This window comes from Noviherbaspirillum sp. (assembly GCF_035254685.1).
GTDB lineage: Bacteria > Pseudomonadota > Gammaproteobacteria > Burkholderiales > Burkholderiaceae_D > Noviherbaspirillum.
Window position 1 is genome coordinate 44,140 of record NZ_DATFAI010000002.1, and the last position, 18,425, is coordinate 62,564.

The following is an 18,425-nucleotide window of genomic DNA, read 5'->3' on the forward strand; positions in this document are numbered from 1 at the left end:
TTCTACTTCTGCTCCACCGGCGGCGTCTGCCACGGCACTCGCTGCGTGACCCGTGTCGCGTAGTCCGCATGGCTGACGCCGAACAGCAGCGACAGCGTGAGCAATGCCGTGGCCGCGACGATGCGCAGCAAGGGCGGGCCGCCGCGCAGGTGCATGAAGAAGATCGCCACCAGCAATGCCTTTGCGACGGCGATCATGAGATTGATGACGCTGTTCCACGGCCCGAGCTTGAGCCATGCGCTGCCGAAGGTCAGCAGCAGCAACACGATCAGTGCCACCCACACGAGGACGCTGCGTCGCAGGGAACGGCGAAATGCATCGTTCATGTCGCGCTCCTTCCGACGAGGTAAAGCAGTGGATAGAGAAAGATCCAGACCACGTCCACGAAGTGCCAGTACAGGCCGGCCACTTCGATCCGGTCAGGTGCGGCGAAGCGCTCGGCGCCGCGCATGAGGCCGACAGCAAAGGTGCAGACTGCCGTGATGCCGATGATCAGGTGCAGCGCATGCAGGCCGGTCATGCCGAAATAGAGGAAATAGAACAGCTCGGCGGCATGCGCATGTGGCGCGTCCGGGAAGGCAAACCCCGCGCCGGGCACGAGATGTTCCTGCCATTCGATCCAGTATTCGGTACCCTTGAGGACGAGGAACACGATGCCGAGCACTGCAACGAACAGCATCAGTCTCGACGTGAGTCGCAGCAACCCGGCCTTGCGCGCATGCACGGCGAGTGCCATCAACAGGCTGCTGGTGAGCAGCACGCCGGTGTTGATGGTGCCGATCATGACTTCGGTATGACGGCTGGCAGCGGCAAGGCCTTCCGGGTATTCGAACCGCACGTAGTAGTAGCCGAAGAACAATGGCCCGAAGAACATCAGTTCGGTTGCAATGAAGATCCACATGCCGAGCGCGGCGGCCTCGCCCTGCTGGTCCCGGGTATCGAACTGCTCTGCGACGGGCAAGACGTGGTCATTCATTGCGGCGTCTCCCTGCCCGTCACCGGATCGTACAGGTAGGCTTCGTGCTCGACCGTGGGCGTGCGCTCGAAGTTATGCTTCGGCGGCGGCGACGCGGTCTGCCATTCAAGGCCGGTCGCATGCCACGGATTCGAGTCGGCGCGCGCGCCGTAGCGCATAGACCATAGCAGGTAACCCAGCGGCAGCAGGTAGCCGATGGCCAGGATCGATGCACCCGCCGAGGACAGGATGTTAAGCACCTGGAATTCCGGCGGGTACTCGTGGTAGCGGCGCGGCATACCCTCGTAGCCGAGCAGGTATTGCGGGAAGAAGGTCAGATTGAAGCCGAAGAAGATCATGAGCGCCGCGATGCGCCCCCACATTTCCGGATACATGCGCCCGGTCATCTTGGGCCACCAGAAATGCACGGCGCCGAGATAGGCCATCACCGAGCCGCCGACCATGATGTAGTGGAAATGCGCGATGACGAAGTAGGTGTCGGTGAGATGCACGTCGAGCGCAAGCGCGGCCAGCACCAGGCCGGTCAGGCCGCCGATGGTGAACAGACCGACGAAGCCGAGCGCGTACAGCATCGGGGCGGTGAAGCTGATTCGACCCTTGTAGAGCGTTGCCGTCCAGTTGAAGACCTTGATGGCCGAAGGGATCGCGACGAGGAAGCTCAGGATCGAGAACACCATGCTGCCGTAGACCGACTGGCCGGAGACGAACATGTGATGGCCCCACACGAGGAAACCGATCGAGGCAATGCCGAGAATCGCATAGGCCATGAATCGGTAGCCGAACACATGCTTGCGCGCAAAGCAGGGAATGATCTCGCTGGCCACGCCCATGGCCGGCAGGACCATGATGTACACGGCGGGGTGCGAATAGAACCAGAACAGGTGCTGGAACAGCAGCGGATCGCCGCCCAGCGCGGGATCGAAGATGCCGATGTGCAGCAGGCGCTCGGCGGCCAGCAGCGCGAGCGTCATCGCCAGTACCGGCGTGGCCAGCACGAGGATGATGCTGGTGGCGTAATTGGCCCACACGAACAGCGGCAGGCGGAACCAGGTCATGCCAGGCGCGCGCATGGTGTGCACGGTGACGATGAAATTCAGGCCTGTCAGGATGGAAGAAAAGCCGATGATGAACACACCGGTGATCGCCATGATGACGTTACTGTTCGAGAACATGGTCGAAAACGGCGTGTAGAAGGTCCAGCCGGTATCGACGCCGCCGAGGATCAGCGCGCCCAGCGTGAAGATGCCGCCCAGGACATAGATGTACCAGCTTGCTAGGTTCAGGCGCGGGAATGCGAGGTCGCGCGCGCCGATCATCATCGGCATCAGGAAGTTGCCGAGCGTCGAGGGAATGGAGGGGATCAGGAACAGCCAGACCATGATCACGCCATGCGCGGTGAAGAGACGGTTGTAGGTGTCGGCAGTGACGAGGTCGCCCTGGGGCGTGGCGAGCTCCAGCCGGATCATGGTGGCCGCCGCGCCGCCGACGAAGAAGAAGGCGGTGATCGACACCAGGTAAAGCCAGGCAATGCGCTTGTGGTCGTGCGTGGTCAGCCATGACTTGAGCGAGAAGCCTTCGTCAAGGTAACTGATTGCTGCCGGCTCATTGACGCGTGCGTGCATCGCGGCCTCCCGTAGAGCGGATGAATTCGATGATGGCCAGCAGGTCTTCCTCGCTGATCTGGCCGGCAAAGGACGGCATGATGGGGTCGAAGCCGGCGACGACATCCTTTTTCGGCAGCAGCACCGAATCGTGGATGTAGGTCTCGTCGGCGACGATGGTGCGCCCGTCCTGCAGGTGCACGGTGCGTCCCAGCAGGCCGTGCAGGTCGGGCGCATGTACCGAGGACTGCGGCTCATGGCAGCCGCTGCAGCCGTAACGGCGATAGAGCTCAAAGCCGTGCGCAGCCATGCCCGCTTGCGCATTGCCGCTCTGCAGCCACGCCGCGAATTCGTTTGGCTGCATGACAACGATGCGCCCGCGCATGGCGGCATGGTCGGTGCCGCAGTATTCCGCGCAGAACAGATGGAATTCACCGGCCTGCGTCGCCGTGAACCAGATGGTGGTATAGCGTCCCGGCACGACATCCTGCTTGATGCGGAAGGCCGGAACGAAGAAACTGTGGATCACGTCCTGTGAGGTCATCACCAGCCGCACCGGCTGGCCGAGCGGCACATGCAGCTCATCGATCTCGCGCCGGCCGTTCACATGTTCCAGCTTCCACATCCATTGCTTGGCCACCACGAACACCGGCATTGCGTTCTCCGGCACCCGGTACAGCCTTGTATAGTCGTAGGCGGCCCAGGCGAAGATGGCGAGGAACAGCAGCAGCGGTATCACCGTCCACGCGATCTCGAGCCTGCGGCCGCGCGCCGGCGCCGCAGTGCGGTCGGCACGCGAATTGCGGCGATAACGCACCGAGAAATAGACGATCAGGAAGGTCACCGCGATCGCGACAAAGCTGATCAGCAGGAACAGTGCGAGAAACAGCGTGTCGAAGCGTCCGGCTGCGGTCGACGCACTGGGCGGGAACAGATGAAAAACGCCGTTCATGCCGCCCTCCTGCGGCGCGCGCGCCACATCCATGCGCCGAGCGCGGCCAGCACTGCGATGCAGGCTGCCCGCACCACGTTCATCGCTTCCGTACTGTAACGGCCGGTGGCGGGATCGTAATGCGAGCAGAGCAACAGCAGACGGTCAACCGGCGAACCGATGCGGCCGGACGAGGCATCGACCAGCGCCAACCGGAGGTCGCGCGGATCGAAGCGCACGCCCATGAAGTAATGCGAAATGCGTCCCTCCGGCGTGGCGATGAGAAAGCCGGCCGGGTGCACATACTGGCGCAGCGAGGCGTCGTACGCGTAGTGGAACCCTGCGCTCTGCGCGAGCGCATCGATCTGCGGCTGCATGCCGGTCAGCAGATGCAGGTCGCCGCCCGCGCGCTCGACCAGCGGCTCATAGGACGCCTTCTTGCGCGCGGCGATATCCGCATTCTCGGACGGATCGATGCTGACGCCCACGACGCGATAAGCACGCGGCGGCAGGCGCACATCGGCAAGGCCTTCCAGCACACCGTCCATGAGCGTGCTGCACAGGTTCGGACAATGGTAATAGCCGAGCACCAGCACGACCGGCTTGCGGCCGAAGAATGCACCGAGCCGCACCGGGCTGCCATCATCGTTGTTGAAGGCGCCGGACAGCGGCAGTTGCGCATCGAGAAGTTGCACGTATTCCGTTTGCGGCGGTGCAGGCGCCGCCATCGGCCCGGCAAGAGCGACGGATGCGGGCAAGAGCAAGGCAAAAGGCAGGCGCATCATGGTTGCCCTTTCTGGCTGCGCCCATCCTGCCCGCGCGCCGCCATGATCCGCATCGCCTCTTCCACCGGAATGCGGGCGATGCCCTTCTGCCGGTCGATCCATTCCCACGAGCCGATCTTCTTCTGCTTTTCGGCAAAATACTGTGTGCGGTCGATTTGCGGTGCGCTCTCCAGCACGGGCGGCGTGACCGCAGGCCGCAGGCGCGTATTCGGCCCGCCAAGCAGTTGCGCTCCCGACGGCGCGCTCCACAGGTTCCATAGCAGATAAGACACGAGTGCTGCCAGCATGACGCCGATGGCGATCGCCGCTCCGCCCCAGAGCACGCTGCGCACGTTCATTCCGGACGGCTGGTGCATCGATTGCTCCTGCTGCCTGTCAGCCATTTTTCATCTCCTCCAGCTGCACTGGATAGGGGCCGCGCACGAGCGCCCACGCCATGGCGCCGAAGACAAGGATCGCCAGCGGCGCAGCCCACAGCCATTGCATCCATTCCACTGCAAGTGAGGGCAGGATCATCCACCACACGTCGAGCAGATGCATGGCGAGCAGGCCGGCCGCGATCCAGCCGAGCAGGACCGGCGCCTGCTTGACGTTACGGAACAGCAGGATCACCAGCGGCACGAAGAAATGAAACAGCGTGAGCAGCCATGCCACGACCAGCCAGCCGCCGTTCATGCGCGCGACGTACCAGACGATTTCATGCGGCAGGTTTTCCGCCCAGATGATCAGGAACTGGGTGAAGACGAGATAGGCCCAGGTCATCACATACATCAGCAACAGATTGCCGAGGTCGCGGAAGACAATGGGCGGCAGCGACGCTTCAGCACGCAGGTTCGCCCGTGCCGCCAGCACGACGGCCAGTGCCATTCCCGCCAGCATCTGCCCGGTGCCAGCAACCAGGCCAAACGCGCTCGAATACCAGAGCGGCATCAGCGACATGATCCAGTCCACGGCCGCGAGGCTGACGCTCAGGCCGTACAGGATCAGCGCGGCAGCAGCGAAGCGCGCCGAACGTTCCAGGCGTGGGCGCCGGCTCAGGTGCGCCAGCAGCGTCCAGAGCACGAGATAGGCGATGCTGCGCACCACGAAGAACGATGGAGAAAGCCAGGCGCTCTTGAACCCGGCACTATGCAGCGGCAGCTCGCCCGCCCAGCGTTGCGGCCCCTGCGCGGCCAGCCCGGCCCAGGGGTAGAGTTCGCGCATACCGAACAGCAGCGGCAGGAACAGCAAGGCCAGCAGCCACATGAGGCGCGACAGATCAAGCAAAGGACCGCGTATCGCTTCGCCCCATCGCCCTCCCGTGAGGTTGTGCGCCCACACATTGGCAAGGCCGCCCATCACCAGCCCCGTGCAGAACCACCAGGCAGCAAGGTAGGCTGCGAAAAACGCGGCCGGTGCATAGCGCCACGCCGCAACACAGATGGCCGCCAGGATAATGAGCACGAGTATCGAGCGCGCATTCATCGCGGTCCCTCCGGTGCTTTTGCCAATTGCTGCTGCACTTGCGGCGGCAGGTTTTTCGCGTCGGCATTCTGGCTCAGTTGCAGCGCCCGGATGTAGGCCACGATGGCCCAGCGGTCAGGTGGCGCAACACGGTCGGCATAGGAGTGCATGATGCCGTAGCCATTGCTCATGACGTCGAAGAAATGCCGGTCCGGCGCCTGCCGCAAGCGGTCGATGTGATAGGACGGTGGGTGCGGAAAACCGCGCCGTGCTATCAGGCCGTCCCCATCCCCGGCAGGACTATGGCAAGGCAGGCAATAAATCGTGTAGCGATCCTGCCCGCGCTCGAGCAAGGCCATGGTGACGGGATAGGGATTGGTTTTCGCCTGCATGGCGGCGATGTCCTCCGCCGCTTCGGCCGTGCCGGCGCGTCCACTCGACGTGTCGGAAAACGGCCCGTGCGAGTACAACACGGTATTGTCCGGCGGTGTGCGCGAGGAGCTGCCGTCGCTGAACAGATTGCTCTCTGCGAATGGCTTGTAGCGCGGTTGGTCGTACATGTCCTGCTTGGCCTTCTCGCACGCGGCCAGGCAGCAGATGCACAACAGGAAGAATGCCGCCCTCATGTCGGCACCTCGTTGACGGCCATCGGTTGCAGCGCCTGCAGGAAATCCCTGCTGCGCTTCAGCTCGAAATGCGGATCGTGAGCCGGCAGGCAAAGGAAGAAACGATTGCGCGTGGCCTGCTCGAAATCGGGCGCGTTGAATATCGGGTGGTGCAGGCGCGGCAGGCCGTTGGCCAATAGCATGCCGAACACGGCGGCCAGCGCGGCGCCAAGGATGGTCAGCTCGAAGGTCGAGGGAATGAAGGATGGCCAGCTATGCAGAGGCCGGCCACCGACATTGATCGGGAAGTCGATCACGGCCGAATACCATTGCAGGAAATAGCCGCCGGCGCCGCCGGCAATGCCACCCAGCAGCGTGATCAGCGGCACACGGTTACTGCGGAATCCGACGGCTTCCGCGATGCCTTCGACCGGATACGGCGCATAGGCTTCGACCTCACGATAGCCCTCGTCGCGGGCCCGCTTTGCCGCTTCCAGCAGTGCGTCGCCGGTGCGAAATTCCGCGATCAGCCCGTAGAGCTTTGCGCTCATGATTTCTTCTCCGCGCTCTCGTGCACCAGCTCGCGCATTTCCGCGATCGAAATCGCGGGAAGGAAGCGCACGAACAGCAGGAACAGCCAGACGAAGAAGGCGATGGATCCGAACAGGGTGATCCAGTCCCAGATGGTCGGATAGAACATGCCCCACGCAGACGGCATGAAATCGCGGTGCAGGCTGGACACCACGATCAGGAAGCGCTCCATCCACATGCCGAGGTTGATCACCAGGCTGAGAATGAAGAGCGTCAGCACGCTGTGCCGCACGCGCCGGAACCACAGTATTTGCGGCAGCACGACATTGCAGACCAGCATCGACCAGTACACTGGCGCGTAGGGGCCGGTCCAGCGGTTGAGCGTCATGTACTCCTCGAATTCGTCACCGCTGTAGAACGCGGTGAAGATTTCCGAAGCGTAGCCGTAGGCCACGATCAGGCAGGTGGCGAGGATCATCTTCGCCCCGTTGGCAAGATGCTTTTGCGTGATGAAGTCTTCCAGGCCGAAGAAGTAGCGCAAAGGAATCGCCAGCGTCAGCACCATCGCGAAGCCGGAGAACAGCGCACCAGCGACGAAGTAAGGCGGGAAGATGGTCGAGTGGTAGCCCGGGGTGTTGCCGATCGCGAAGTCAAGCGACACCACCGAGTGCACCGAAATCACCAACGGCGTGGCGAGCCCGGCAAGCAGCAGATAGGCGCTCTCGAAACGCGACCAGTGGCGTGCCTCGCCGCGCCAGCCGAGCGCCAGCAGGCCGTAGGCGATCTGCTTGAAGCGGCTGCCCGACGCCATGGCACGGTCGCGCAAAGTACCCAGGTCAGGGATCAGGCCGACATACCAGAACAGCAGCGAGACGATCAGGTAGGTGCTGATGGCGAAGATGTCCCACACCAGCGGGCTGCGCCATTGCGGCCATACGTTCATCACGTCGGGATAGGGAATCAGCCAGTAAAAGAACCAGGGCCGGCCGAGGTGCAATATGGGGAACAGGCCCGCGATGCTGGCCGCGAACAGTGTCATCGCCTCGGCGAAGCGATTGATCGAGGTGCGCCACTTCTGCCGCAGCAGGAGCAGGAAGGCAGAGATGAAGGTGCCTGCGTGGCCGATGCCGATCCACCAGACGAAGTTGCCTATCGCGAATCCCCACGCCACCGGAATATCCACGCCCCAGATGCCGACGCCGACCGCGAACAGGTAGGCAATCGCGCCAAAGAACACCAGCGTTCCCGCGAAGGTGAACAGGAAAGCCGTCATCCACGGCCAGCGCACCGGGCGCTTGAGCACGATGTCCGCGATCTTGTCGGACACGCTCGCATAGCCCCAGCCGGCGCGCAGCACACCAATGTCCTTCGAGACGGGCGGTTGTTCGGATGTGGGGTTCATGGTTGATTCAGTCATTTCTCTGCGGATGCATGCGTGACCCTCAGTTGCGAGCCTCAGTTCACACTTGGTCTTGAATCATCGTTCCTGTCGTCGTTCACGGGCGTGTGAGAAGCTCTTGTCCGTACGGGTATTGCTCGCGGGCGGGTGCTGCAAGTCCAATTTAGTGATCCTCTTCCCCGTCGTCCTCGCGAAGGCGGGGACCCATGACGCGGTCGATACTGAGGCTCCCTCGAACAGGCACATGAGGGTGCCCAAGCTCCCTATGGGTCCCCGCCTTCGCGAGGACGACGGGGAAAGGGAGATGCCAAACCGAATATCTGAGCCCCCAGTCAAACCGCACAATGCCTTGCACGTCTTCCCCCGAATCTCAATCAAATCGTGCGGCTGCATCTCCACTACCCCTCCTCTCCCAGGTCCTTGTCCGGATTCAGCACCAGCGCCGCATAGGTCGTGCGTGGCCGTGTATTCAGTTCCGCCAGCAGCGTGTAGTCCAGCGGCGATGCCTTGGCCTTGTTGACCTTGCTATCGGGATCGTTCAAATCGCCAAATACGATGGCCTCGGTCGGGCAGACCGCCTGGCAGGCTGTGATGACTTCCCCGTCACGCAGGCGGCGTCCGAGCTTTTCCGCTTCGATGCGGCCGCGGGTAACACGCTGCAGGCAATACGTGCACTTTTCCATCACACCGCGCCGCCGCACCGTCACGTCCGGGTTGTACGCAGGACGCGGACGGTCGATGGAGGTATCGGTGTATTTCAGGAAATTGAAGCGGCGCACCTTGTATGGGCAGTTGTTCGAGCAGAAGCGCGTGCCCACGCAGCGGTTGTAGACCTGCACGTTGAGGCCCTCGCTGTCGTGCACCGTGGCGCCGACCGGGCACACTTCCTCGCACGGCGCCGTCTCGCAATGCATGCAGGGCACCGGCTGGAACACGCTGCGCGGATGCGCCGCCGTTCCGGTGTCATAGCGGTCGACACGAATCCAGTGCATCTCCCGTCCGCGCTTGACCTCTTCGCGTCCGACTACCGGTATGTTGTTCTCCGCCTGGCAGGCGATGGTGCAGGCTCGGCATCCGATGCAAGCATTCAGGTCGATCGCCATGCCCCACTTGTAATCCTTGTACTGCCATTCGGGATAGATGGTGATGGCTGGAGTGCGCTCGCGCGGCTCGTCGTTGGCGAAATGCGGATTGCGCCGGTATTCCTCCAGCATGGCCATGCGCACGATGTCACGCCCTTCCATCCGCTGGTGGTATTCGGAGACGGCGAAATCCACATGTCGCCCTGTCTTCTCCAGCTTCAAGGCCTGCAGGCCGTCCGACGTCCTCAGGCGGTATGCGTCGAAGCCCACACCGTTGCCGACATGGCCCGCCGCGCGCCGCCCATAGCCGAGATACAGCGTCACCGCGCCGTCCGCATGTCCGTTCCAGACCCATACCGGCGCATCCACCACACTGTCCGGTTCGTCCTGGAGCGAGAGGTGCACCACATCGCCGTTGCGCAGGCCATTTGCCTTCGCCGTATTCACGCTGATGATCGCCGCATTGTCCCAGGTCATGGTGCTGAACGGGCGCGGCAATTCCTGCAGCCAGCCATTGTTGGCATATTCGCCGCCGCTCACCGAGGGATCGGCCACGAACAGGGCGCGCAAGGCGGGGCCGTCGAAATCCGGTGGCGGCACCACGCGCACCGGGCGCAAGGACAGCGCGGGGCTGGCCGAATCCGCGATGATGCCCGTGCGCAGCGCGTCCATCCAGAACTGCTCGAATTCCTCCGCGCCCGTCATCGCCCGCCAGAAGCGCCGCACCAGCGCGTAGCCGGATTGCGATTCCTCACCGGCCAGCATCGCCAGCAGCTCATGCGCGGAACGGCCGCCGTACAGGGGCGCGATCAGCGGCTGCACGATGGACGCCGTGCCATCGAAGGCGCGGCCATCGCTCCATTGCTCGTAGGTGTGTGCCTGCGGCAGATGCCAGACGGCAGATCGCGCGGTTTCGTCGCGGTACAGTCCGAGATGCGCCGAGAACGGCAGCTTGCGCAGCGCCTCGTCGAAGCCGATGTCGGGCGGCGCATCGTACACAGGATTGGTGTCGATCATCACCAGCGACCGCACCGCGCCGGCACGCATATCGTCCGCCAGCGCGGCAATCGACTCGACGTGGTCCAGTGGATTGGCTTCAACCGGCGCAATCGGAATGATCGTCTTGCCAAGGTTACCGAGATGCGCATTCATCAGGTGCACCAGTGCGCGCGTGGAGGATGACATGCTGCGGCCCGCGACGATGAGCGAGCTGCCGCGCTGCTTCGAGAGACGATCGGCCAGGACCGTTTCCCACTTCGCGGCGCGCGGGTCTTCCGCCGGCGGCACGTCGCCCGGCAGCCCTTGTATGCCGAGCCGCCCGGCGATGCGCCACAGGGTGCGTTCGATGGCATGCGGCGGCATGGCGAGGCGGTTATCCGCCATCGCGCCGAGCAGCCCCGGCGAAGCTTCCAGCGCATACAGGCGCTTGTCGAACTGTGGCGCGCTGCTGCGACGGTTCTGCATGAAATCGCGCGCATGGCGCACCCCGCCAGGCCAGTCGCCGAACAGATCGGCGTCGAGACTCAGCACCAGCGCCGCGCGGTCGAAGCGATACAGCATGTCGGCGGGCCTGTCGAACGCGAGTTGCGCTGCGTCGTAGCCGGCGTCGTCATGCAACGGATCGTGGCAGTGCCAGCGCGCCTTCGGATATTGCCTGAGCAGCGCTTCAATCTGTGCCGCAAGCGTCGGCGAACCCACGCTGCCGGTGAGGATACGCAGGCCCGCTCCTCCGCTGGCCTGCCATTCGGCGCGCTGCCTGAGCAAGGTGCGCTTGAACGCATCCCAGGTCGACAAGGCCCCCGCCTGGCGTACCTCCTGCGAACGGTCCGGATCCCACAGTTGCAGCACCGAGGCCTGCGCGAACACGCCGGTCGCGCCGTGGCTGGCCGGATGGTTCGGATTGCCTTCCACCTTGACCGGCCTGCCCATGTCGCTTTCCACCAATACGCCCTGCGCCAGGCCGCGATGCACGAATGCCGTCGCATAGAACAAGGGCTTGCCGGGCACCAGTTCCTCCGGCATCTGCACATAGGGCACGATGACTTCCTGCGGCGGCCCGCTGCATCCCGCGCCAGCCAGCGCCATCGACGCCGCCATGATCCTCAGGAAGGCGCGGCGCTCGGCGCTCTGCGGCTCGTCGCCAGCAGCTGTGATCGGAATGTGGGGTCGATGCGTCATCGCTAGCGGTGGCAGGTCGAACAATCGGTGAGCCGGCGCGTGTCCTGCAAGTGGTATGCCCGTACAAGTCGCTCCACCTCCTGCGGCGTGTGCGGACGGCTTCCGGTCATGGAAAACACTTCCTGCTTCGGACGGATATGCTGCGGCGCGCTGCGATGGCATTGCAGGCACCACTGCATGTCGAGCGATGCCACGCGCCGCGTGAGCGGCATCTGATCGATGCGGCCGTGGCACTCGACGCAGGCCACACCTTTGTTCACGTGGATGCTGTGGTCGAAGTACACGAAATCCGGCAGGTCGTACACGCGGTTCCAGCGGATCGGCGTGTTGGTGCGAGCGCTTTCATGCAGCGGCGCCAGCATCGGCGCATCGCGGTACAGCTGCGAGTGGCAGGTCAGGCAGATCTGCGTCGTCGGCAGGCCGGCAAACGCCGACTTCTCCACCGAGGTATGGCAGTAACGGCAGTCGATGCCGTCATCGCCGGCATGATGCTTGTGGCTGAAGGGGATCGGTTGCTCAACTGGTTCGTTCAGCGCGTTCTCGGGCGACATGCGCCAGCGGGCGACAGCCACCGCAGTCGCGACCAGCACCACTGCCGCAAGGAAAAGCAGCTTGATCGCGAGAACTTCGGGCTCACTGAATGCTTGCGCCATGTGCTGTCCGAAAAAAGGAATGCGTGCGGAAGGCGACTGCCGACGATCAGTCCACGCAATTCAGATGCCAGCCCTGATTACGCCGCGACTTGACGGTGCGGAACAAACAAAGCCAAATCCGCGCCATGAGAGAGCGGTCGCAACCCGAATGGTTGCGTACCTGCTGCCGACGTTTGGCATGGATCATGCGGCATGCATTTCACCCACACTGGCATCCACCGAAAGAGACATCGATGAACGGCAAGAAGACATTGGCCGCCGCATTCCTGCTATTGCATGCCCTCGCCACGCCCGCGCAGCAGGTACCGAAACAGGTTGGCGATTGCATCATCCGCGAGGGCACCTTGTGCGCCGACCTCGACCTCCAGGGTGCCGATCTGCGAGGCGCGAATCTCTCGAATGCACAGTTCTCGCGCACCAACCTTGCAGGCGCCAACCTGCAGGGAGCGAAACTGGACGGCGCCAATCTCACGCGCGTCAACCTGCGCAGCGCGGACCTGCGCGGCGCATCGCTCGATGATGTCGAACTCAAGGGCGCTGATCTCACCGAAGCAAAGATGGGCAATGCCAAGCTTAACGGGGCGAATCTCCAGAATGCATTCATGCATGGCGTGGATGCGCGCAACGCCCAGCTGCGCGGCGCCGACTTCTTTCTCGCGGAGATGGAGCAATCCAAACTACCCGACGCGAAGCTTCAGCGCGCAAACTTCCGCGCCGCCAACCTGAGCGGCGCATCCCTCGCCGGCGCCAACCTTCGAGGCGCCGACTTTACCCAGGCAAACCTCACCAACGCCGACCTGCGCGGCGCAAATATCGATCAAGCGAATTTCGAACGAGCCAACACGAGCGGCTGCATGGGGTGTCCGGGGCGGTGATGGGCAAACCATTTTTGTCCACGGAAAACACAGAAAACAGGGAAAATTTTTTGTGCTCTTCGTGGATATCCTGGGCATTCATTAACATGCTGCGCCTTGCGATATGTCCGCTAACAAACCCAAATTGAAGACATTTCTGTCTACAAAAGACACAAAAATTCTTTCCGTGTTTTCTGTGTTTTCCGTGGACATCACAGCGTTCCCATCTTGATAAATTCGGCCAGCCAATTCAACCCGAGGCTGCACTCGTTACTTGCCCGGCAGCTTCAGCGGCACGAACAAAGTGTTGTCGTCGCGACGGATCAGCAGGGCTACGGTCTTGCCGCGGTTGCGCGCGAGCAGCGATTCCAGTTGTTGTACGCCCTTCACCGGGGTGTCGTTTACCTTGAGGATAATGTCGCCTTCGCGGATGCCGGCGCGCAGTGCCGGGCCTTCGGTTCCGCGCACCAGCACGCCACCTTCAATCCCCAGGCTGCGCATCTGCTCGGGTGGAATCTCGCTCACGAGCAAGCCGGCGTGCATCGAGCTTCCGCCGCTGCGCTTGCCCGCTTGCGGTTTCGGGGGCTGCATTTCGGCGGTCGTGATCTTGAGCGGAACACTGCGACCATTGCGCCAGACTTCGGCGGTGACGGTGGTTCCCGGCTTGGTGCTCGCCACGAAGCGCGCGAGGTCGGCCGAATTCACGACCGGCTGGCCATTGAGCGAGAGCACGACGTCGCCTTCCTTCATGCCCGCCTTGTCGGCCGGCCCGCCCTTTTCCACTTTCGCTACCAGCGCTCCGCGCGGTTCCTTCAGGCCGAACGATGAAGCGAGCTCGCGCGTCAGTTCCTGCACCTGCACGCCGATGCGGCTGCGCGTGACCTTGCCATGCGCGCGCAGTTGTTGCGCGACGTCCATCGCGATATCGATCGGAATGGCGAACGACAGGCCCATGTATCCGCCGGTGCCGCTGTAGATCTGCGAATTGATGCCAACCACCTCGCCGCCCATGTTGAACAACGGCCCGCCCGAATTGCCGGGATTGACCGCGACGTCGGTCTGGATGAAAGGCACATAGGTTTCGTTCGGCAGGATGCGCCCTTTCGCACTGACAATGCCCGCCGTCACGCTATTCTCGAAGCCAAATGGCGCACCGATCGCCGCGACCCATTCGCCAGGCTCCAGCTTCTTCGAATCGCCGATCCTCACCACCGGCAGGCTGGAGGCTTCGATCTTCACCAGCGCCACGTCTGTATAGGGATCGGCGCCCAGCACCTTGGCCTTGAATTCACGCTTGTCGGTGAGCGCCACCGACACTTCATCTGCGTCGGCGACCACGTGAGCGTTGGTGAGGATGTAACCGTCCTGGTTGATGATGAAGCCGGAACCGAGGCCGATCGCGAGTTCCTCGCCGCGGCTCGGCGGCTGCATGAAGCGGTGGAAAAATTCATAGAACGGATCGTCTTCAGGGACTGGCGATGCGCCGCTTTCCTCCGCGCTGACCTTGCGAGTGGAACTGATGTTGACGACTGCCGGCCCCTGCTGCTTGACCAGGTTGACAAAGTTCGGCACCTGCACGGTCGCTGCCGGCGCCGATTGTGCGGCGCAGGGCAACTGGACCATGAGCATCAACAGCAGCAATGCCGTCGAATACAGCGCCAGAATGGGGCGGGAGACAGTAGCCATGTCGTTCTCCGGAAAGGCCGGAACGCGCGGAATTGTCGCCGGCAAACAAGGGAGCATGCGCGAACTGGTCGCGCTCAGGTATCCCTGCGCCGGTGAGCAAGAGCGATGCCCGGTACAGGACACTGGCGGCGTCGGCTGAAGCGGTTGATCCCGTCCGTCAGCATGCGCAGGAAGACCCCGGGAAATGTGACGTTGCACTACCGGTATCGTCGCAGCGCCCCGCGGTTACATTCGCCCAAATACAAATTACAAAGTTTTGTAAAGTTCTCGCGTTGCCCGCGGATACCGAAGGCATGGGCATGACTGCACGGGTGAAAGGTCAGACAGGAAAGTCGGAGGTGCCACCGCCGGCGGCGCCATAGTCCTGCAGCCTGGAAAAGGCAAGCTTCCCTTCGCTGAGGGCTTCTAGGATGGCATCGAGCTGTTCGTCACTCGGTGCAATGTAGACCATGGCCTGGTCGATCGCATTGTCCCAGTAGCGCGCATAGGGAACCTCGTCCTCATGCATGCGCTTGCCGGCAAACCTGCCATCGCCCAGTTGGCCGAACAGGGTGACGACCGGATTCGATCCGGAAGAATTCTGTACGGTCAGGGACATGGCATTTCCTTGCGGGAGTGGTTCATGTTTTCTTTGACGGTCTGCAGCACCGGCCGTTCCCGCTGCACACTCGCTTCAGCCATGTTGTGCGGCGTGGAAAGTGCTCGTCTTCCAGCGAGGAAAGCGGCCGGCGCGCATGTTCACCTGCACCGACGGCAGGAACAGCTCCGGCAGTCCAAGCTGCGCATCGTCCCGGCTGCGCAGCGTGACAAACTCTTCTTCGCTGATGCCGTCGCGGACATGGATATTCGCCTCGCGTTCGTCGACCACCGTGCTGATGAAGCGCGCCTCCTGCCCATCCGCTTGCAGGTCATGTCCCATGTATAGCCGGGTATGCGACGGCAGGCTCAGCACGCGGTTGATCGAACGGAACAACGCACGCGGATTCCCGCCGGGGAAATCGCAGCGTGCCGTGCCGGCGTCGGGCATGAGCAACGTATCGCCAACGAACGCGGCAAGTTCACTACCATCACTGACGACATAGGTCATGCAGGCGGGCGTATGGCCTGGCGTGTGCAGCGCCCGGCATTCCAGCGTGCCGACCTCGAAGCGCTCCTCGTCACCGAAAAGATGGTCGAACTGGCTGCCGTCGCGCGCGAAATCGGGCCCCGTATTGAACAATCTGGCGAGTGTCTGCTGCACCGACCTGATTTCCTGTCCGATGCCGATCATGCCGCCGAGGCGCTGCTTCAGGTAATACGCCGCCGTCATGTGGTCGACATGCACATGCGTCTCCAGGATCCATTGCAGATCGGCACCCAATGCGTGCACGCGCTCCACCACCCTGTCCGCCGAACCGGTCTCGATGCGCCCGGACTTGCAATCGTAGTCGAGCACGCTGTCGATCACCGCGCACTTGCGCGAGACGGTATCGAGCAGGAGATAGCTGACGGCCCGTGAGGGGGGATCGAAGAAACCTTCGATATGCATGCGGCGACGGCTGGCCATGATCTGTATTCGCGATGAATGAATGCTGGTGACGAGGTGCAAGACACATACCAGACTGGGCGCGCGCAAACCGATCTCGCAAGCTGTTGATTTAAATGAATATTTGCGTGATTGAGAGGCTGGAACGTCCCATCTCGGGCGAGGAATCACTGCCAGTGTCATAATCCAATGACAGTGCTGGCAGCAAGGTCTGCGGCAAGGACAAGGACGCGCGATGAACATTCAAACCCTCCCCCCGGTTTCCGGCTCCGAGCTGAGTTCGGCGCCGCAGATCCAGGCCCTGATTTCCTTCCTTGAACACGATCCGCAGCCAGCCATCGTGCTTGATCCCGAATACAACATTCTGGCCGCGAACACCTCGTACCAGCGCCAGTTCGCCACGGCCGACAAGCCATTCATCGGCCACAAGTGCTACCGCATCTCGCACCACTTCGACGTCCCCTGCGACCGCGCGGGCGAACACTGCCCGATGAAGAAAGCCTTCGAAAAGCGCGGACCGGACCGTGTGCTGCACATCCATCACACGCCGCGCGGGCCGGAGCATGTCGACGTGGAGCTGCGCCCGATTATCGATGAGCGGCATCAAGTCATCGCCTATGTGGAAAGGATGGCGGTCGTGCGCAGCGCCTCCGCGCGTCCTAGCGCCGAAGGCTTGGTCGGTTCCTCGCCGGCCTTCAACGAAGCCTTGTCCGCCTTGCAACGTGTCGCGCCATCGATGCTCCCGGTGCTGCTGCAGGGCGAGTCCGGCACCGGCAAGGAACTGTTCGCGCGCGCCGTGCATGAAAGCAGCGACCGTGCGAACGGCCCCTTCGTCGTGGTCGATTGTTCCGGCCTCACCGAAACGCTGTTCGAAAGCGAATTGTTCGGCCACGAAAAAGGATCGTTCACCGGCGCCAACACGCGCAAGCACGGGCTGGTCGAAACCGCGCGCGGCGGCACCTTGTTCCTCGACGAGATCGGTGACGTGCCACTCGCGATGCAGGTCAAGCTGCTACGCCTGATCGAGAGCGGCACCTTCCGGCGCGTCGGCGGACTGGAAACCCTGCACGCCGACTTCCGCCTCGTCGCGGCGACGCACAAGCCACTACGGGAAATGATCAATGACGGCCGCTTCCGGCCCGACCTGTACTACCGGATTAGTGCGTTCCCCATCCACCTGCCGGCGCTGCGCGAACGCGTCGACGACATTCCCCTGCTCGTCAACTCCATCCTGCAGCGTGGTGCCGCCGCGCGGCGGCGTGTGACCGTATCGCTCGCCGCCATGAAGCGACTGCAGGCGTATGGTTGGCCAGGCAATGTGCGCGAGCTGCGCAACGTGCTCGACCGTGCATTGCTGTTTTGCGACGACGGGGTGATCAGGCCGGAGCACCTGCCTCCTGATTTGAGCTCGGAAGCGCCTGTGCGGCCGATGTTCGGGCATTCGTCGATGCCGCATGTGAAGTCGGATGATGATCTGCTGCGCAAGGCTGTTGCGGCGTTTCAGGGGACGCGCAGGGAGCTTGCGGCGCATTTGGGGATGAGTGAGAGGACGTTGTATCGGAGGTTGAAGGTATTGGGGTTGGAGTAGATTTGGGATTTGGGACCGGTTTTTCTTCGGTGATTCAATGCGGTTCTGTCTCCGTGGAGGCTTGCCGGGGGCGGCCCGGCAGCCGCTCACTTTTCTTGTCTCGCCAAGAAAAGTAAGCAAAAGAAGGCGACCGCAAAGTCTCCGCCCCTGCGGGGTACCCGAAGCAATGCAGGCGAAAGCGGGAAGCGAAATAACTCGCCCTCGCTGCGCTCGGGGCTCAGACAGATTTCGCTTCTTTTCCCGCTTTCGCCTGCATTGCTTCGGCGGAGCCAGAGCGGGTGATTCAAACCCATCCCCACCCCGGCCCTCCCCTTGAAGGGGAGGGAGCTGAACCGGCTTTCTTCGATTTTCGCACAAGATAAAGAACGAACTTCTCCCTCCCCTTCAAGGGGAGGGTTGGGGTGGGGATGGGTTCCCGCAGTTCCCCCTTGGGACGCTGCCGAAAGGGCGAGGCACAAAGCGGATAAAGAAGCGAAACCTGTCTGAGCCGCAGGCGAGTTTGTTTCGCTTCCCGCTTTGCGCCTCGCTCTTTCGGGCACCCCGAAGGGGCAGCGTCCTGGGGTCGCCTTCTTTTGCTTACTTTTCTTG

At 62.7% G+C, this 18,425-nt stretch carries 18 protein-coding genes; 3 read left to right on the forward strand and 15 right to left on the reverse strand.

Annotated features, from left to right (window positions below; translation table 11 throughout):
* Nucleotides 1-2: 2 nt before the first annotated feature.
* The 12 genes from VJ698_RS00315 to VJ698_RS00370 all read right to left on the reverse strand — a co-directional run bounded on the left by VJ698_RS00315 (nucleotide 3) and on the right by VJ698_RS00370 (nucleotide 12,184).
* Nucleotides 3-326: a cytochrome C oxidase subunit IV family protein gene (locus VJ698_RS00315; RefSeq protein ID WP_324100641.1), complete on the reverse strand. Its 324-nt coding sequence runs from the start codon at nucleotides 324-326 to the stop codon at nucleotides 3-5.
* The gene (locus VJ698_RS00320; protein WP_324100642.1) at nucleotides 323-976 is read right to left on the reverse strand and encodes a cytochrome c oxidase subunit 3; all 654 of its coding nucleotides are present in this window, start codon (nucleotides 974-976) and stop codon (nucleotides 323-325) included. Before VJ698_RS00320 ends, VJ698_RS00315 begins: the two co-directional genes overlap by 4 nt.
* On the reverse strand, nucleotides 973-2,598 hold the full coding sequence (gene ctaD, locus VJ698_RS00325; protein WP_324100643.1) for a cytochrome c oxidase subunit I: 1,626 nt from the start codon (nucleotides 2,596-2,598) through the stop codon (nucleotides 973-975). The genes VJ698_RS00320 and ctaD overlap by 4 nt, the downstream gene beginning before the upstream one ends.
* Complete coding sequence (gene coxB, locus VJ698_RS00330; protein ID WP_324100644.1) at nucleotides 2,579-3,529, reverse strand: cytochrome c oxidase subunit II; 951 nt, start codon at nucleotides 3,527-3,529, stop codon at nucleotides 2,579-2,581. The genes ctaD and coxB overlap by 20 nt, the downstream gene beginning before the upstream one ends.
* Complete coding sequence (locus VJ698_RS00335; protein WP_324100645.1) at nucleotides 3,526-4,293, reverse strand: SCO family protein; 768 nt, start codon at nucleotides 4,291-4,293, stop codon at nucleotides 3,526-3,528. The genes coxB and VJ698_RS00335 overlap by 4 nt, the downstream gene beginning before the upstream one ends.
* Nucleotides 4,290-4,676, reverse strand: coding sequence for a hypothetical protein (locus VJ698_RS00340; protein WP_324100646.1), 387 nt, complete (start codon nucleotides 4,674-4,676; stop codon nucleotides 4,290-4,292). The genes VJ698_RS00335 and VJ698_RS00340 overlap by 4 nt, the downstream gene beginning before the upstream one ends.
* Nucleotides 4,669-5,757, reverse strand: coding sequence for a hypothetical protein (locus VJ698_RS00345; protein WP_324100647.1), 1,089 nt, complete (start codon nucleotides 5,755-5,757; stop codon nucleotides 4,669-4,671). Before VJ698_RS00345 ends, VJ698_RS00340 begins: the two co-directional genes overlap by 8 nt.
* Entirely contained in the window at nucleotides 5,754-6,362 is a 609-nt protein-coding gene (locus VJ698_RS00350; protein WP_324100648.1) for a cytochrome c, read from the reverse strand. Before VJ698_RS00350 ends, VJ698_RS00345 begins: the two co-directional genes overlap by 4 nt.
* The gene (locus VJ698_RS00355) at nucleotides 6,359-6,892 is read right to left on the reverse strand and encodes a DUF3341 domain-containing protein (protein ID WP_324100649.1); all 534 of its coding nucleotides are present in this window, start codon (nucleotides 6,890-6,892) and stop codon (nucleotides 6,359-6,361) included. The genes VJ698_RS00350 and VJ698_RS00355 overlap by 4 nt, the downstream gene beginning before the upstream one ends.
* Nucleotides 6,889-8,274 carry an NrfD/PsrC family molybdoenzyme membrane anchor subunit gene (gene nrfD / locus VJ698_RS00360; protein WP_324100650.1) on the reverse strand — a complete coding sequence of 462 codons (1,386 nt, stop codon included), beginning with the start codon at nucleotides 8,272-8,274 and terminating at the stop codon, nucleotides 6,889-6,891. Before nrfD ends, VJ698_RS00355 begins: the two co-directional genes overlap by 4 nt.
* A gap of 395 nt (nucleotides 8,275-8,669) precedes the next feature.
* Nucleotides 8,670-11,531 carry a 4Fe-4S dicluster domain-containing protein gene (locus tag VJ698_RS00365; protein WP_324100651.1) on the reverse strand — a complete coding sequence of 954 codons (2,862 nt, stop codon included), beginning with the start codon at nucleotides 11,529-11,531 and terminating at the stop codon, nucleotides 8,670-8,672.
* A gap of 2 nt (nucleotides 11,532-11,533) precedes the next feature.
* Entirely contained in the window at nucleotides 11,534-12,184 is a 651-nt protein-coding gene (locus VJ698_RS00370; protein ID WP_324100652.1) for a cytochrome c3 family protein, read from the reverse strand.
* A gap of 233 nt (nucleotides 12,185-12,417) precedes the next feature.
* Between VJ698_RS00370 and VJ698_RS00375 the strand changes: the two genes are divergently transcribed.
* A complete protein-coding gene (locus VJ698_RS00375; protein ID WP_324100653.1) occupies nucleotides 12,418-13,059 on the forward strand; it encodes a pentapeptide repeat-containing protein in 642 nt (213 codons plus the stop codon).
* 249 nt (nucleotides 13,060-13,308) lie between these two features.
* Here the strand turns inward: VJ698_RS00375 and VJ698_RS00380 are convergent, their stop codons facing one another.
* A complete protein-coding gene (locus VJ698_RS00380; protein WP_324100654.1) occupies nucleotides 13,309-14,724 on the reverse strand; it encodes a DegQ family serine endoprotease in 1,416 nt (471 codons plus the stop codon).
* Here VJ698_RS00380 and VJ698_RS00385 point away from each other — a divergent pair.
* The gene (locus VJ698_RS00385) at nucleotides 14,723-14,863 is read left to right on the forward strand and encodes a hypothetical protein (RefSeq protein ID WP_324100655.1); all 141 of its coding nucleotides are present in this window, start codon (nucleotides 14,723-14,725) and stop codon (nucleotides 14,861-14,863) included. The two genes, VJ698_RS00380 and VJ698_RS00385, sit on opposite strands and share 2 nt — an antisense overlap.
* 180 nt (nucleotides 14,864-15,043) lie before the next feature.
* Here the strand turns inward: VJ698_RS00385 and VJ698_RS00390 are convergent, their stop codons facing one another.
* A complete protein-coding gene (locus VJ698_RS00390; protein WP_324100656.1) occupies nucleotides 15,044-15,322 on the reverse strand; it encodes a hypothetical protein in 279 nt (92 codons plus the stop codon).
* Between the two features lie 75 nt (nucleotides 15,323-15,397).
* Entirely contained in the window at nucleotides 15,398-16,270 is an 873-nt protein-coding gene (locus VJ698_RS00395) for an MBL fold metallo-hydrolase (RefSeq protein ID WP_324100657.1), read from the reverse strand.
* Nucleotides 16,271-16,484: 214 nt separating this feature from the next.
* Here VJ698_RS00395 and VJ698_RS00400 point away from each other — a divergent pair, with 214 nt between their 5' ends.
* Nucleotides 16,485-17,837, forward strand: coding sequence for a sigma-54-dependent Fis family transcriptional regulator (locus VJ698_RS00400; RefSeq protein WP_324100658.1), 1,353 nt, complete (start codon nucleotides 16,485-16,487; stop codon nucleotides 17,835-17,837).
* The last annotated feature ends 588 nt before the right edge of the window (nucleotides 17,838-18,425 follow it).

Coding starts and splice junctions, on each gene's coding strand:
- VJ698_RS00315 (WP_324100641.1), bottom strand. CDS start 326: ATGAACGATGCATTTCGCCGTTCCCTGCGACGCAGCGTCCTCGTGTGG.
- VJ698_RS00320 (WP_324100642.1), bottom strand. CDS start 976: ATGAATGACCACGTCTTGCCCGTCGCAGAGCAGTTCGATACCCGGGAC.
- ctaD (WP_324100643.1), bottom strand. CDS start 2,598: ATGCACGCACGCGTCAATGAGCCGGCAGCAATCAGTTACCTTGACGAA.
- coxB (WP_324100644.1), bottom strand. CDS start 3,529: ATGAACGGCGTTTTTCATCTGTTCCCGCCCAGTGCGTCGACCGCAGCC.
- VJ698_RS00335 (WP_324100645.1), bottom strand. CDS start 4,293: ATGATGCGCCTGCCTTTTGCCTTGCTCTTGCCCGCATCCGTCGCTCTT.
- VJ698_RS00340 (WP_324100646.1), bottom strand. CDS start 4,676: ATGGCTGACAGGCAGCAGGAGCAATCGATGCACCAGCCGTCCGGAATG.
- VJ698_RS00345 (WP_324100647.1), bottom strand. CDS start 5,757: ATGAATGCGCGCTCGATACTCGTGCTCATTATCCTGGCGGCCATCTGT.
- VJ698_RS00350 (WP_324100648.1), bottom strand. CDS start 6,362: ATGAGGGCGGCATTCTTCCTGTTGTGCATCTGCTGCCTGGCCGCGTGC.
- VJ698_RS00355 (WP_324100649.1), bottom strand. CDS start 6,892: ATGAGCGCAAAGCTCTACGGGCTGATCGCGGAATTTCGCACCGGCGAC.
- nrfD (WP_324100650.1), bottom strand. CDS start 8,274: ATGAACCCCACATCCGAACAACCGCCCGTCTCGAAGGACATTGGTGTG.
- VJ698_RS00365 (WP_324100651.1), bottom strand. CDS start 11,531: ATGACGCATCGACCCCACATTCCGATCACAGCTGCTGGCGACGAGCCG.
- VJ698_RS00370 (WP_324100652.1), bottom strand. CDS start 12,184: ATGGCGCAAGCATTCAGTGAGCCCGAAGTTCTCGCGATCAAGCTGCTT.
- VJ698_RS00375 (WP_324100653.1), top strand. CDS start 12,418: ATGAACGGCAAGAAGACATTGGCCGCCGCATTCCTGCTATTGCATGCC.
- VJ698_RS00385 (WP_324100655.1), top strand. CDS start 14,723: ATGTCGTTCTCCGGAAAGGCCGGAACGCGCGGAATTGTCGCCGGCAAA.
- VJ698_RS00380 (WP_324100654.1), bottom strand. CDS start 14,724: ATGGCTACTGTCTCCCGCCCCATTCTGGCGCTGTATTCGACGGCATTG.
- VJ698_RS00390 (WP_324100656.1), bottom strand. CDS start 15,322: ATGTCCCTGACCGTACAGAATTCTTCCGGATCGAATCCGGTCGTCACC.
- VJ698_RS00395 (WP_324100657.1), bottom strand. CDS start 16,270: ATGGCCAGCCGTCGCCGCATGCATATCGAAGGTTTCTTCGATCCCCCC.
- VJ698_RS00400 (WP_324100658.1), top strand. CDS start 16,485: ATGAACATTCAAACCCTCCCCCCGGTTTCCGGCTCCGAGCTGAGTTCG.